Origin of the sequence: Streptomyces candidus (assembly GCF_014207445.1) — a bacterium.
GTDB lineage: Bacteria > Actinomycetota > Actinomycetes > Streptomycetales > Streptomycetaceae > Streptomyces > Streptomyces candidus.
In genome coordinates this window covers 19,355-33,601 of sequence record NZ_JACHEM010000007.1, presented here as the reverse complement: position 1 = coordinate 33,601, position 14,247 = coordinate 19,355, and the positions used below count along the sequence as shown (strand labels likewise).

At 72.5% G+C, this 14,247-nt stretch carries 9 protein-coding genes; 3 read left to right on the top strand and 6 right to left on the bottom strand.

The window, feature by feature from the left end; all coding sequences use genetic code 11:
• Positions 1-66: 66 nt before the first annotated feature.
• Both HNQ79_RS15180 and HNQ79_RS15175 read right to left on the bottom strand, forming a co-directional pair.
• Positions 67-2,145 (bottom strand): glycoside hydrolase family 3 N-terminal domain-containing protein, encoded by a 2,079-nt coding sequence (locus HNQ79_RS15180; protein WP_229923635.1) that lies wholly within the window; start codon positions 2,143-2,145, stop codon positions 67-69.
• A gap of 196 nt (positions 2,146-2,341) precedes the next feature.
• On the bottom strand, positions 2,342-2,992 hold the full coding sequence (locus HNQ79_RS15175; protein ID WP_373312601.1) for a TOPRIM nucleotidyl transferase/hydrolase domain-containing protein: 651 nt from the start codon (positions 2,990-2,992) through the stop codon (positions 2,342-2,344).
• 323 nt (positions 2,993-3,315) lie between these two features.
• Between HNQ79_RS15175 and HNQ79_RS15170 the strand changes: the two genes are divergently transcribed.
• Positions 3,316-5,436, top strand: a complete 2,121-nt coding sequence (locus HNQ79_RS15170; protein ID WP_194698733.1) for an MDR family MFS transporter — start codon at positions 3,316-3,318, stop codon at positions 5,434-5,436.
• 216 nt (positions 5,437-5,652) lie between these two features.
• On the opposite strand, the gene HNQ79_RS15165 is transcribed toward HNQ79_RS15170, so the two are convergent.
• Positions 5,653-6,951, bottom strand: a complete 1,299-nt coding sequence (locus HNQ79_RS15165; protein WP_185031206.1) for a cytochrome P450 — start codon at positions 6,949-6,951, stop codon at positions 5,653-5,655.
• 109 nt (positions 6,952-7,060) lie between these two features.
• On the opposite strand from HNQ79_RS15165, the gene HNQ79_RS15160 reads away from it, so the two are divergent.
• Complete coding sequence (locus tag HNQ79_RS15160; RefSeq protein ID WP_185031204.1) at positions 7,061-8,131, top strand: TetR/AcrR family transcriptional regulator; 1,071 nt, start codon at positions 7,061-7,063, stop codon at positions 8,129-8,131.
• 258 nt (positions 8,132-8,389) lie between these two features.
• On the opposite strand, the gene HNQ79_RS15155 is transcribed toward HNQ79_RS15160, so the two are convergent.
• From HNQ79_RS15155 to HNQ79_RS15145, 3 genes are all read right to left on the bottom strand, one after another.
• Positions 8,390-9,472, bottom strand: a complete 1,083-nt coding sequence (locus HNQ79_RS15155) for an HTTM domain-containing protein (protein WP_185031202.1) — start codon at positions 9,470-9,472, stop codon at positions 8,390-8,392.
• Entirely contained in the window at positions 9,469-10,170 is a 702-nt protein-coding gene (locus tag HNQ79_RS15150; protein ID WP_185031200.1) for a DUF5819 family protein, read from the bottom strand. The genes HNQ79_RS15155 and HNQ79_RS15150 overlap by 4 nt, the downstream gene beginning before the upstream one ends.
• A gap of 182 nt (positions 10,171-10,352) precedes the next feature.
• The gene (locus HNQ79_RS15145; RefSeq protein WP_185031198.1) at positions 10,353-12,827 is read right to left on the bottom strand and encodes a glycoside hydrolase family 95 protein; all 2,475 of its coding nucleotides are present in this window, start codon (positions 12,825-12,827) and stop codon (positions 10,353-10,355) included.
• 316 nt (positions 12,828-13,143) lie between these two features.
• On the opposite strand from HNQ79_RS15145, the gene HNQ79_RS15140 reads away from it, so the two are divergent.
• Positions 13,144-14,229, top strand: a complete 1,086-nt coding sequence (locus HNQ79_RS15140) for an NAD-dependent epimerase/dehydratase family protein (RefSeq protein WP_185031196.1) — start codon at positions 13,144-13,146, stop codon at positions 14,227-14,229.
• Positions 14,230-14,247: the final 18 nt, after the last annotated feature.

Below are 14,247 nucleotides of genomic sequence, written 5' to 3'. Positions count from 1 at the left end.
CCCCCGTCGGCACCCTGGCGCAAACTCCGGACGCCTGCGCCGCGCCTCGGGGGGGCCGAGGTCCGTTCAGGTCACGACCACGGTGCAGTGCTTGCGCGCGGTGGAGCTGGTCCCCGCGTACAGCACCAGGTCGCCGGGTTCGACGACGAAGCGGCCGTCGAGCGCGTTCGTCCAGAAGCCGACGTCCTGGGCGGAGAGGGTGAAGCGGACCGTGGTGCGCTCGCCCGCCGGGAGGGTGACCCGGCGGAAGCCGCGCAGCCGGCGGACGGGCTGGACGAGGGTGGCCGCCGGGTCGTGGACGTAGAGCTGGACCACCTCGTCGCCGTCCCTCTCGCCGGTGTTGCGGACTTCGACCTCGACGTCGAAGGTCTCGCCGCGCCGCAGGTCGGCAGCGGAGATGCGGGGGGTGGCGGTCTTCGGGTCGCCGGTCTCGAAGGTGGTGTAGCTCAGGCCGTACCCGAAGGGGAACTGCGGGGTGCGGTCGACGTCCAGGTAGCCGGTGACGTAGGTGTTGCCGGGGTTCTCGGGGTCGTAGGGGCGGCCGGTGTTCTCGTGGTTGTAGTGGACGGGGAGCTGGCCGACGTTCCGGGGGAAGGAGGCGGGGAGCTTGCCGCCCGGGTTGACCTTGCCGTAGAGGACGTCGGCGACGGCGTGGCCGCCCTCGATGCCGGGGTGCCAGGCCTCCAGGACGGCAGGGGCGGCACCCAGCCAGTCGCCGAGGGTGAGCGGGCGGCCGTTGAGGAGGACGACGACGAACGGTGTGCCGGTGGCGGCGACCGCCGCGATCAGCTTCTCCTGGTCGCCGGGAAGGGTCAGGTCGCTGCGGGAGGCCGCCTCGCCGCTGAGCCTCGCGCCCTCTCCCACGACCACGACGATCAGGTCCGCGTTCTTGGTGGCGCCCACGCCGTACGTCACCTTGGCGCCCCGTCCGGCGGCCTCCCGTACCCCTGCCAGCACGCTGACCGGCGGGAACTTGTCGCCGCCCGGACCCGCCCAGGTCCCCTGCAGGTCCCGGGAGTCGGCGAAAGGCCCGACGACGGCCACCGAGATGCCGGGGGCGATCGGCAGCACCCCTCCGTCGTTCTTCAGCAGCACCATCGAGCGGGCGGCGACCGCACGGGCCGCCTCGCGGGCTTCGCGGGTGGGCACCTCGATCACGGCGGACTCGTCTGCGTACGGCCTCTCGAAGAGACCGAGGGCGAACTTGAGGCGCAGGACGCGGGCCACCGCGTCGTCCAGCCGGTCCTCCCTGATGCGGCCCGACGCGAGCAACCGGGCCCCGTGGTCGACGAGATGGGTACTGACCATCTCCATGTCGACACCTGCGGTCAGGGCGATGCGGCCCGCGTCCGCGCCGTCGGCGGCGAAGCCGTGCGGGAGGAGTTCACCGACGCCGTTCCAGTCGCTGACGACCACACCGTCGAACTCCCAGTCCTCCTTGAGGATTTCGGTGAGGGTGTGGGAGTTGGCGTGGGCGGGGATGCCGCTGATGGTGTTGAAGGACGCCATGACGGTGGCGCAGCCGGCGTCGAGCGCGGCCTTGAAAGGCGGCAGGTAGAGGTTGCGCAGCCGGGACTCGGACACGTCGACGGTGTTGTAGTCGCGGCCGCCCTCGGCACCTCCGTAGGCGACGAAGTGCTTGGCACAGGCGGCGACGCGGTCCTGAGCCGTGAGGTCGGTACCTTGGTAGCCGCGGGTCTTGGCCGCCGCGAACGCGGCCGTCAGGTACGGGTCCTCGCCGCTGCTCTCCGCGATACGGCCCCAGCGCGGCTCGTGGGTGACGTCCGTCATCGGGGAGAACGTCCAGTGGACGCCGTTGCTGCGGGCCTCCTTCGCGGAGACCTCGCCGTCGGTGCGCGCGGTCTCCGGGTCGAAGCTGGCGGCCTGGGCGAGCGGGATCGGGAAGGTGGTCCAGAAACCGTGGATGACGTCGAGGCCGAAGACGAGCGGGATGCCGAGGCGGGACTCCTCGACGGCGATCCGCTGGAGAGCGTTGCTGTGCCGGGCGCCGATGATGTTGAGGACAGACCCCAACTCACCCTTCCGGGCCGCTGCTTCGGCGACGGCAGTCTGGTCGCCGCCGGGGCCGGTGGCGCCGGTCCAGGCGAGCTGCTGGAGCTGTCCGAGCTTTTCGGCGACGGTCATCCGGCCGATGAGCGCGCGGATCTCGTCCTCGTGGCCGGTGTGTCCTGAGGCCGACGCCGGTCCTGTGCCGACTGCGGCCGTCGCCGCCGCTCCGCCGGTCATCGCGGCGAGAAAGGTACGCCGTCCCACGTCTCCGTCACCCATGCTGTCTGCACCCTTTTGGATCGGTCGAGCCCGCTGACTGCCTTGGAGGCTCTCATACGCGGGCGAGCAGATCGTCCAACGGGCGCGGCACGCGTTCCAGGGCGAGCGCCTCGACCATCGCCCGCGCATAGTGCTGCTTGCGCCCGCTGGTGGTGCCCATGAAGCGGCGGAGCTGCTGGTGGACCGTCCTGGGCCGCTGGGCGGGCTGGTTGCGGAAGGTGCGCAGCGACCTCAGGTCGCCCTCGGTGCGGGCGACCTGTTCCACTCCTTCGGCGCCCAGGGCGCGGATCAGTTCGTCCTCCAGGTCGGCGTCGCACACGTAGAAGCCGAGCCGTTCCAGTTCCTCGGCGGTGCCCGGGGTGGCGAGCCCCGCGCGTTCCAGGGCGCGCCGGAAGAAGCCCGTCTCGGCCGCGTCGCAGAGTCCGGCGATCCGCAGGCCCAGGCCTTGCGGGCCGAGCAGGGCGAGGAAGCGGCCGATGCTGGTCGCCCCGCCGAGCGGTACGACGCACACGCCCTCCGCCGCCAGGTCCCGTCCCCGCCGCCGGGCCAGCGCTTCGAGTGCGGCCCGGTCGCTGACCCCTTCGACGAGGACGACCGTGCGCAGATGCCCGCTGCCGGCCGTCTCGCGGGCGGTGCCGGCGGCCTGGTGGGCGCCGGGCCCCGCCGCCGCCCAGGCCACGGCCGCGGCACGGAACCGGCCCACCTCGCTCGCTCTGTCCGCCCCACCCGCCCCGCACGCCTCGTGCAACTGCTTCGTCTCGTCCACGGGGCCAGTGTCCCAGCGGCGTCAAAGGGTTCAAGGGGGCGTCGGGTCGGGTCGCGCCCGGATGCGTGGGCCGTCCTTCCACCCCCAGGCCCGAGCCCTCGGTGTTCCACTCGTGGGCCGTGTTCGCATGTTGGCCCGGGGTGGCGGTGGCGGTCGCGCCGGCTCTCGTACGGCGCAGGGATCTGTGAGGGTTTCCGTGCCGTCACCGGGGCGGGCCGCTCCCGGGTGCGCGGACGGGGCGGCGGTGTGAAGGTGCGAGGGTGACCACTGCCAGCGAGAACGCCAGCGAGAACGCGGCCGCCGTGCGGGCCGCCGCCGAGCCCGTGCCGCCCGTCCTCGACGGACGCAGACGCAACATCGTCTTCGGGACGATCATGCTCGGCGTGCTCCTGGCAGCCCTGGACCAGACGATCGTCGGTACGGCACTGCCGACGATCGTCTCGGATCTCGGAGGCGCCGCCCACATGTCGTGGGTGGTCACCGCGTATCTGCTGGCGGAGACCGTCGCGACGGTGCTGGTCGGCAAGTTCGGCGACCTGTTCGGCCGGAAGATCATCTTCCAGGTGTCGGCGATCGTGTTCATCACGGGCTCGTTCCTGTGCGGTCTGGCAACCGACATGACGCTGCTGATCGCCTGGCGAGGAGTGCAGGGCATCGGCGCGGGCGGTCTGATGGTGACCGCGATGGCGCTGATCGCGGACGTCATCCCGCTGCGGGAGCGCGGCAAGTACCAGGGTGCGATCGGCGCCGTTTTCGGTGTCTCCACGGTGGTCGGCCCACTGCTCGGCGGTCTCTTCACGGACCACCTGAGCTGGCGCTGGGCCTTCTACGTGAATGTGCCGATAGCGATCCTGGTGGTCCTCGCGGCGGCCCGGACGATTCCGTCGGTGAAGTCGGCGAGCAAGCCCCGGATCGACTACCTCGGCATCGCGCTGGTCGCGCTCGGCTCCAGCGCCCTCGTCCTGGCGACGAGCTGGGGCGGCAACGAGTACGCCTGGGGTTCGGTCGTCATCATCGGGCTGTTCGTGGCCGGTGTTGTCGCCCTGGCGCTGTTCTGCGTCGTGGAGACGCGGGCCGCCGAACCGATGCTGCCGATGAAGCTGTTCGCCAACCCCGTCTTCACGGTCTGCTCGATCCTCAGTTTCATCGTGGGCTTCGCGATGCTCGGAGCGATGACCTTCCTGCCGACGTACCTCCAGTACGTGGACGGGGACTCCGCCACCTGGTCCGGCGTGCGCACCCTGCCGATGGTCGTCGGACTGCTCATCGCGTCGATCTTCAGCGGCAACGTGGTCAGCAAGACGGGCACCTACCGGATCTTCCCGATCATCGGATCCGCCGTGATGGGGCTCGGGCTGTATCTGCTGTCGCTGATGGGCCCCACCACCGGCACCTGGCTGGAATCGCTGTACATGTTCGTGCTGGGCGTCGGCATCGGCCTGTCCATGCAGGTGCTGACGATCGCCGTGCAGAACACGGTGGACTACGCGGAACTGGGCACCGCGACCTCCGGTGTCACCTTCTTCCGTACGCTCGGCAGTTCCTTCGGCGCGGCCGTCTTCGGCACCATTTACGCCAACTCGCTGGCGCCGAACCTCCAGGACGGGGTGAGCGCGGCCGTTCAGCTGGCTCCCACGGGAACGGACCCGGCGGCCGTCGCACGGGCCGCCCAGAACCCGCAGGCACTGCATGGCCTGCCGGCCGAACAGGTGGCCCCGATCGTGCAGGCGTACGCGGACACGCTCAGCACGGTGTTCCTGTGGACCGTGCCGGTGGCGATGCTGGGCTTCGTGGTGTCCCTGTTCCTCAAGCAGGTGGAGCTGCGGGACTCGGCGCGGGTCGGGTCGGCGGACCTGGGCGAGGGGTTCGCGCATCCGTCGCCGGGCGGACAGGCCGGCTCGTCGCAGGCCCTGGAACTCGCGGTCGCGAAGATCGTCCGGGCGAGGGGCACGCACACCGCCCGCCGGATCGTGGCGGACTCCGACACCCGGCTGGACGTCGCGGGCGCCTGGGCGGTCATGCAGGTGGACCTGTTCACCCGGATGGTCGGGCACGCGTCGCTGGGGCTGATCGCGGCGCGGCGGAACGTACCGCCCGAGGTGCTGCTGCCGGTCTTCGACCGCATGGTCGAGGAGGGGTACCTGACCCGGGACGGGCACTTCCTCTCGCACACCGCGGCGGGTGCGCGGGAGGCGGGCGTCATCACGGGGGCGTGGTCGCAGTGGCTGTGCGCCCAGCTGGAGCAGGACGCGGGACGGCCCAGGAGTGCGGAGCTGAGGGTGGCGGCGGACCGGATCGCGAAGCGGCTCCTGGCGGAGGACCTGGCGCAGAACCTGCCGACGCAGGAGCGGTCGGCGGCAGGGGCCACCCTGGCGCGGTAGTGGGGAGTGGGGGGCTCGCGCGGACCGGGTGCCGGACCGGAGACCTCGTACCGGCAGGTCTCCGGTCCGACAGCTGTGGCGCGGTAGGTGGGGCGGGGTGGACCGGGGGGTGCGCGTGCGCGGCCGGTGCCGTTCCGGATACCCGTACGGGCAGGCCCTTCGGGATGCGCTGGGTGGCGCGCCGCGCCGGTAGGTGCGCGTGCCGCGGCGGCCGTTCTAGAGGCCCCGTACCGGCAGGTTCTCCAGTCGCCACGTCCCCGGGTCCATCGCTCGGGTGGCGCCACCCGCACGCTGCAGGGACGGGAAGCGATCCAGGATGCGGGCGAGGGCGACCTCCGTCTGGAGGCGGGCCACCGCCGCACCGAGGCAGAAGTGCGCTCCGTGGGCGAAGCTCAGATGCGGCGTGGCGCCGGCGGCGCGCCGTACGTCCAGCCGGTCCGGGGCCGGGAACGCGCGGGGGTCACGGTTGGCCGCCGCGACCACGGCCGTGACCGCCTCCCCCTTCGCGACCCGTACCCCGTGCAGGACGACGTCCTCGGTCGCGTACCGGGGGATGGTCAGCAGGGTCGGCCCCGCCCACCGGGTCAGCTCCTCCACCGCTCCGGGCAGCAGGGACCTGTCGGCCCGGAGCGCCGCCAGTTCCTCCGGGTGGTCCAGCAGCGCGTTCACCGCGTTCGCGACCAGGTGCGTGGGCGACTGGCCCGCCATGACGACGTGCCAGACCAGGGTCACCAGTTCGTCGTCGCTCAGCCGGTCGCCGTCCTCGTCCTGAGCCCGGATCAGATCCGTGAGCAGGTCGACGCCAGGTTCGGCACCGCCGGCAAGGTCCCTGCGCCGCCGGGCGACGGCGGCCTTGGCGCCTCGTACGATCCCTGGGATCGCCGCCGCGAACTCCTTGCCCCCGCCGGCCGCGACCGTCCTCCCATGGGCGCGCCACTGGAGCCGGTCCTCCTCGGGGATGCCGACCCACTCGCAGATGACGTCCATGGGCAGGTGCCCGGAGAAGTGCGGCAGGAGGTCCACGGAGCCGTCCGGGGCGGTGTGCGCAGGGAGTTCGTCGAGCAACCGGTCGACCGTCGCCTCGATGCGGGGGCGGAACGCGGCTGCTCGGCGTGCGCCGAACGCCGGGGCGACCAGCCTGCGCAGCCGCAGGTGTTCGGGGCCGTTCATCTCCGCCATTGTCCGCATGTACGGGAGGCAGTCGCCGGGGACCTCGGGGCGCAGGAAGCTGTCGCTGCGGATCTCGAAGCGCGGGTCGCCCAGCAGGGCGCGGGCTTCCGCGTACCGCGTGACCCCCCACATTCCGCCGAAGCCGGGGGCCGTCAGCTTGGCCACCGATGCCTGCTCGCGGGCGCGGCCGTAGACGGCGAAGGGGTCGCGGATCACCTGCGGGTCGGAGAGGAGCACCTCCGGAAGCCCGGCTGCCTCCGCGGCGGTTGCGGTCCGTGGAGTGCTGTCGGCCGTCGCAGCGCTGGGGGTCTCGGGCGGTTCGTTCGCGGGCGTCGCGTTGGACATGGTCGGTCCCTCTCATCCGGATGCCGTCCACACATGATGCCATCATTTGAATGCTCTGAGTATCTTGATTTGCGAATGAGCGGCGGAGACGTACCCACCAAGGAGCGACATGGGCCGGTTGACCAGGGCCGAAGTGCAGGAACTGAATCGCCGGAAAGTCCTCGAAGCGGCGTGCGAAGAGTTCGGCGCGTGCGGTTTCCGCGACGCCAAGATCGACCGGATCGCGGAGCGCGCGGGGCTCACCCGGGGCGCCGTGTACTCCAACTTCCCCGGCAAGCGGGCCCTCTACTTCGCCGTCCTGGCCGACCTCGCCGTCCGCACGCCGACGCCCGCCGCTCCCCCCGAGTACGCCGGCACCGTCCGTGAGGCACTGGGCGCGCTCGCACGAGTCCGGGTCTCCCGGTTCCCGTTGACGGGAGCGCCGGAGCCGGAGGACCGGTTGGCCATGGACCTGCCGTCGGTGGTGCTGGCCGACACACAGACCCGGCAGCCTTACGGTCAGCTGCTGAAGCTGCACGCGACGGTGCTCGGGCTGGCACTGGAGCACCTGGGTGGGAGCACCCGGCGGTTGGTTCCGATGGCGGAGACCGTCCTCACCCTGTTGCACGGGGCCGATCAACTCGCCGCCGCGGCACCGGGTTTCGTGGACCCGTTCCAGGTCGTCGCCGCGTGCGAGCAACTCGCCGAGCTCGCCCCCCAGCACGGCGAGTGGGCTCCGCCGCACCTTCCGTACGTGCCGAAGGCGCGCCCCGTCGACGAGCCGTGGGCCCCGCCGGCGGCCACGGACGCGCTGCGCGGCGAGACGGCGCGCCTCGCCGACGACGGGGTGGTGGCGGTGCTGGGGCTGCACCGGCTGGAGGCCGCCGAGGAGGCGGTACGCGCGGCCGCGCAGCCCAGGCAGACAGCAGTGACGGTGGCCCTGGTGACGGGCGAGCCGGGCGAGCTGGGGCCATTGGCCCGGCTCACCGTGGCGGACCTGGGGGCGGGACTGCGGCAGGCCTTCCCGCGGGGCTCCTGGCCGCCGGTGCGCATCGTGCACGACGAGTCGGGGGCTGTGGCCGCCGCCGTGGGGGTCTCGGCGGTCAGCGACGCGACCGAGACGGCGGTACGGATCGCGGGCGGCCGGATCGTCGCACGCGCGGAGGGCCGCGGAGCGTGCCACGCGGCGGCAGGCGCCTGACACCTGACGCGCGACGGCACGGGGCCGACGGGGACGGACACAGCGGCGGGCGCGGGGGGCGGCCATGCCGGGGGGCGCAGGCACCCGGGGTCGGGGCAGACGCAGGGCGGGCCGGGCCGCGACAGCTGCGGACGCACATCCGGAAGCGCGGCACGGGGGCCTCACAAGGCGTGGAGCCCGCCCCTCCAGTGGCACGCACCCGAGGCGAGGAAGCCGAGGCGGTTCCTCCGCGCCGGGCCGTCGGGCCCCTCCCCCCGGCTACGCCTCGACGCCGGGCTCCACGCCGGCCCGGGGCGCCGGGCCCGCGGCCCCCTCCCCCGGCGCCGCGCGCCACACCCGTACGAACCGGGCAGCCGCGAGCCAGAACGTCGTCGGCAGGAACACCAGGTCCCCCACGACCGTGATCGCGGAGAACAGCGGCAGCGCCATGAGGACTCCGATCCCGACGTGCGTGGCCAGCATCACCACCAGGACCGCGTACTTGAGCCTCCGGTTGAACACCAGCGCGGCGAAGAAGAGCTGGGAGAACACCGTCGCGTACGCCAGGAACGCCGCGAACGTGCCGTGGCTCACGATCCACGCCGACAGCTCCGGGAACGTCGAGAAGTCGTCGCTCAACATCGCGTAGTGGATCGCGGTGCCCTCCCGCCAGGAGACGCCACGGATCTTGTACATGGCGGCCGAGGTGTAGACGACCATCACCTGGAGGGCGATGACGCCAAGGCCCGCGTTGTGCAGGAAGGTCACCGCGCGCCGCCGCAGCTCCTCCGTCTCGTCGCCCCAGGGGGGCCGCCCGCCGCTCCCGGCGCGCCGCGCCCGGCGGCGCGCGTCGAGCGACCAGTGCCGGCCGCTGGCGCAGAAGACCAGGTAGTTCGCGAACAGCAGGCTCAGCAGGGCCCAGCCGCTGTTCGCCATGCAGCCGCGGAAGTAGAAGGCGACCACGACGAACACGAAGAGGACGGCCATCAGCCTCGTGTGCCACCCCAGCGCGTACAGCACGCCGACCGCGAGCGCGATCGTGTACCAGCCGTAGAAGACGGCGACGCTGTCCGTGGCCAGCAGCCCGTACCACCAGCCGAACGCGCCGTCCCAGCCGCGCGTCCGCATGGTTTCCGCGAAGAGAGCGGCGGTGAAGGGCGAATCGGGGCCCCAGAGCCGGCCGGCGTGCGGGAGTTCACGCAGCAGGTGGACGGTGAAGAGTCCGGCGAGCCCGATGCGTAGGGCGGCGGCACTGTAGGGGGCGAGCGGGCGCAGGGTGAGGCCGCGGAGGGTCTCCCCGGCGCCGCGCACGGACAAGTGCACCCTCTCGTTACCCAGTCGCCAGACCTGACGGGTCGTCACGAAGGCAGCTCCCATATCCCGAGCGTGCGGTAGCGGGGCGGGTGGACGGCGCCGGGTTGCTCGGGGGCGGGGATACGGGTGGACCGGGTACGGAGTTCCACGGCGTCGCCGAGGGGTGCCCCCATGTCGTGGAGGCGGATGCGGACGACGTTGAGCAGGTAGCGGGTATGGGTGTCGCGGGTCGCGTCGGCGCCTCCGGAGTCAGGGCGGGCATCGGAGGCCTGGTAGTAAGACACCGCGCGGCGCAGGACGAGTTGCTCCTCGATGCTGGGCAACAGGTCGCCGCGGTAACGGGAGTGGTCGTACGCGCTGAGGTCGCGCCACGGCCCGAACGTGCCGCCGACGCGAGTACGGGCCTCCAGGTGGAGGTTGTAGCGCGAGGGATCGGGGGCGAAGATGCTCCAGTCCTGCGGGAACATCGGCCGCATCCACCAGTCGACCTGTTCCGCGTACCTCTTGGCGAGTGGGAAGTCCGAGGCGACGTGGAGCAGCAGCATCGCCGCGTGCACGGCCGCGAGGAGGGCGACCAGGGACACGGCAGCCCGGGACAGCCGCCGCCGGACACCGGTGAGCGGGATGCCGCGCGGGGCGAGGGGGTCCGCCGGCCCGGTCCGACTCGCCGGTGCGACGCGACCGAAAGGTGGGGGTGAGCCCGGTGGCGCGAGGGGGTCCGGCGGGGATATGGCGGGCTCGGCCACGGTGTGCTCCTCGTGTGCCCGGAGGCACGCATGCGGTACGACGGGCCCAGAGTATCGGTGGCGTACCCCGCGGAGTGAGGGGCCGCAGGGGGCCGACGGCTGCGGGCGCGGGAGGAGACGACGCGCGGGCGGGCGCCGCCCCGCGTCCGGCCGGCCCGGAGCTGCCGCCCGGTCCGCCCCGGTTACCCCACCGGCCGGATCCGGTACGTCTCCCCCGCGCACGTCGGCAGGTTCAGTACGCCTCCCTCGGCGGTGTGCGTCGTCGTCGCCTTCCCTCCCGTACTTACCACCCGTACCCGGCCGTTGAGGGCCGGGTGGCGGACCTTGGCCGTGCCACCGCTGCCCGAGGCGAGGCGGATCTCGGTCGGCCGGCCCTGCTGCCAGTCGACGCCGACCGTGAAGTCGCCCCGCGCGCGCAACCCGTCGTAGGAACCGGCGTCGGACCATGCGGCGGGCAGGGCCGGCAGGACGTGGACCGTGCCGTGCCTGCTCTGGAGCAGCATCTCGGCGATGCCCGCGGTGGCGCCGAAGTTGCCGTCGATCTGGAACGGCGGGTGGGTGTCCCAGAGGTTGGGCAGGGTGGAGTCCTTGAGCTGTTCGCGGAGCGTCTGCGCGGCGTGGTCGCCGTCGCCGAGCAGCGCCCAGAAGTTGATCTTCCATGCCTTGCTCCAGCCGGTACCTCCGTCGCCGCGTGCCCTGAGGGCGACCTCGGCTGCCGCGGCGAACTCCGATCCGGGCTCGATCTGCCGGCCCGGATGGAGGGCGAAGAGGTGCGAGACGTGCCGGTGGGTGTTGCCGGGGTCGTCCAGGTCGGCCTTCCACTCCTGGAGCTGGCCCCAACTGCCTTTCCGGAGCCCGGGGTCGAGACGGGCGAGAACGGCGGTGATCCGTTCCCGCAATTCGGTGTCCACGCGCAGGACCCGGCCGGCCTCCGCGGTGTTGGTGAGCAGGTCGTACACGATCTGCTGGGAGAAGGAGGCCCCGGCCGTGAAGTCTCCCTGCTCGGGCGAGTAGCTGGGTGAGACGACGAGTGCGCCGTCGCGCGGGTCGGTGTGCAGTTGGGTCAGCCAGAACTGGGCGGCCTCCTTCATCGCCGGGTAGGCCTGTTCGCGCAGAAAGGTCTCGTCGAGGCTGAACAGGTAGTGCTCGTAGTGCTGTTGCAGGAGCCAGCCGTTGGCCTCCGGCATCCAGAAGGAGGTGGCCCAGTCGTGTACGCCGGTGAAGCCGAAGGGGTTGGTGTTCTGGTGGACGACCCAGCCCTCGCCGGCTTCGAACATCGTCCGTGCCGTGGTGCGGCCGGGAGCACGCAGGGCGTCGACGAAGGCGTAGTAGGGGTGTGCGGTCTCGGCGAGGTGGGTGGTCTCGGCGGGCCAGTAGTTCATCTGGATGTTGATGTTGGTGTGGTAGTCGGCGTTCCAGGGAGGGGTGGCGGAGTTGTTCCAGACGCCCTGGAGGTTGGCGGGGAGTGCGTCGGGGCCGGGGCGTGAGGAGGCGATGAGCAGGTAGCGGCCGTAGTGGAAGTAGAGGTTCTCCAGGGCGCGGGCGGTGGGCGGTGCGGGGTCGGCACGGTAGGCGGCGAGCAGTTCGTCGGTGGGTACCTCGGCGGGCGTCCGCGGTCCGAGGTCGAGGCGGGCACGGTCGTAGAGCCCGTGGTGGTCGGCGAGGTGTGCGGCCCGCAGCTGCGGGTACGGCAGGCTCGCCGCGCGGGTGACGGCGGCGGTGACCCGGGGGTGTGGGTCGTCGCCCCGGTAGGCGGGGAAGCGGCCGGCGTAGTCGGTCGCGGCGGAGAGAACGAAGGTGGCGCTGTCGGCGCCGGTGACGGTGATCCGGCCGCCGCCCTCGGTACGGGTGCCGCCCTCGTGGACGACCTGGACCTGGGCCTCGTACCGCAGTCCGTTGTCGGCGAGGGCTCCGGCGACGGTGAGGCGGCCGTCCGCGGCGGTGATCGTGGCCCCGCTGTGGGCGATGCCGACGCGCAGGGTGAAGGAAACGGAACCGGGGCGGTCGGCGGTGAGGCGTCCCGCGACGACCCGGGCGGGGTGGGAGACGAAGTACTCGCGCACGTGGGTGGTGCCGGTCGCGTCGCGGTACGTGACGCCTGCGAGGGCGTTGCGGAGGTCGAGGTGGCGGCGGTAGCCGGCGGGGAGGGTGGCGGGGGCGCCGGGGAAGTCGAGGAGGAGGGAGCCGAGGTTCTGATAGTTGCCGAAGCCCGGGACGAGGCCGGCGGGCGTGCGGTAGGCGGGATTGCCGAGCCGCCCGGAGACCTCGTCGGGGTGCATGGACCCCTGTTCGTCGATGATCGTGCGTATCTCGTCGAGCGCTCCGGGCCGGGGAGTGGGCCAGTTTCCGTGGTGGTAGCCCTCCTTGCTGCCGGGTCCGCCGGTCCACAGCGACTTCTCGTTCAGCTGGAGCTGTTCGGTGGCGACTCCGCCGAAGACCATGGCACCCAGGTCTCCGCCGCCGAGGGGAAGGGCCTCGCTCTCCCAGTCGGCGGCGGGTCTGCCGTACCAGAGGGTGTGCCCGTCGGTGAGATCCGGCGGGACGGGTCCAAGCGGCACCGCGTCGGCCGCGCCCGGCGGGTCCGCGGTCGCGGGCGGGGCGGCACTCGTACCGGGCGGGGCGGACCGGGTGAACGCCGGATGCCGAGGCAGCGTCATGAGCTCTCCAGAGATCGGACCAATGAGGCTCGAATCTAGGAGGTGTGTGGGTGCATGCGCCAGAGGACGGGGGTGCGCGCGGAGGGGCGTCGCAAGTGGTCCGATCTCGCGAGTGGTCCCTCATCGGCATACGGTCGCTGAGCGACGAGTGCGGTGCGGTCGGGCGACCGCCCGCCCGCGTTCAGGACCGGGCAGCTTTCGGACCCGTTCCCGCTCCACGTGTGTAGGGGCGTGAACTTCGGATACCCGCCCGCCCGAGCGAAGAGGCCGGCGAAGGCCGAGGGCCTGCCGGCCGCACGACGACGGGAGCCGGACGATGAGCAAGCACGTGGTGGTCACCGGGGCGACGGGGAACGTGGGGACCAGTGTGCTCCGTGCGCTGGGCGCGGACCCGGAGATCGGGTCGGTGCACGGGCTGGCCCGCCGGGTTCCCGAGGTGAGCGAGCCCAAGACGACGTGGCTCCAGTCGGACCTGGGCGCGGCCGGCGACCCGGACAAGCACCCGGGGTCGGTGGACGAGCTGGCGAAGCTGTTCGAGGGCGCCGACGCGGTGATCCACCTGGCGTGGCTGTTCCAGCCCACGCACCGGCCCGAGGTCACCTGGCGCACCAACGTTCTCGGCTCGATCCGGGTCTTCGAGGCGGCCGCCCGCGCCCGGGTGCCCGCCCTGATCCACGCCTCGTCGGTCGGCGCGTACTCGCCGGGGCCCAAGGACGTCGCGGTCGACGAGACCTGGCCGACGCACGGCTGGCCGGACGCCGCGTACTGCCGGGAGAAGGCGTACCTGGAGCGCATCCTGGATCTGCACGAACTCCGGCATCCGGAGCAGCGGGTGGTGCGGATGCGGCCGGCGTTCCTGTTCAAGCAGGAGTCGGCGAGCGAGCAGCGGCGGCTGTTCGCGGGCCCGCTGCTGCCCCACCGTCTCGTGCGTCCCAGGGCGTTGCCCGTCGTGCCGGACATTCCGGGGCTGCGGGTGCAGGCCCTGCACACGGACGACGCGGCGCGTGCGTACCTGCTGGCGGTGCAGCGGGAGGTGCGCGGGGCGTTCAACCTGGCGGCGGGCCCGCCGGTGGACGCGCGGGTGCTGGCGGAGATGTTCGGGGCGAAGGTCGTACGGATGCCGAGCGCAGTGGCGCGCACGGCGCTGATGGCCGGCTGGGGCGCACGGCTGCTGCCCGCGTCGCCGCATCTGTTCGACGCGGTGCTGCGGCTGCCGCTGATGGACTGCACCCGGGCCGGGGAAGAGCTCGGCTGGGCGCCGGAGCGGACGTCGGTGCAGGTGCTTGAGGAGTTCCTGCACGGGTTGCGGCACGGCAGCGGCGGCAGCACTCCCCCGCTGGCCGAAAAGGTGCCGGGCGGCAGGGCCGGGGAGGCGGCGACCGGCATGGGGACCAGGCCCTGAGCGGACTGCCGCGCCGAA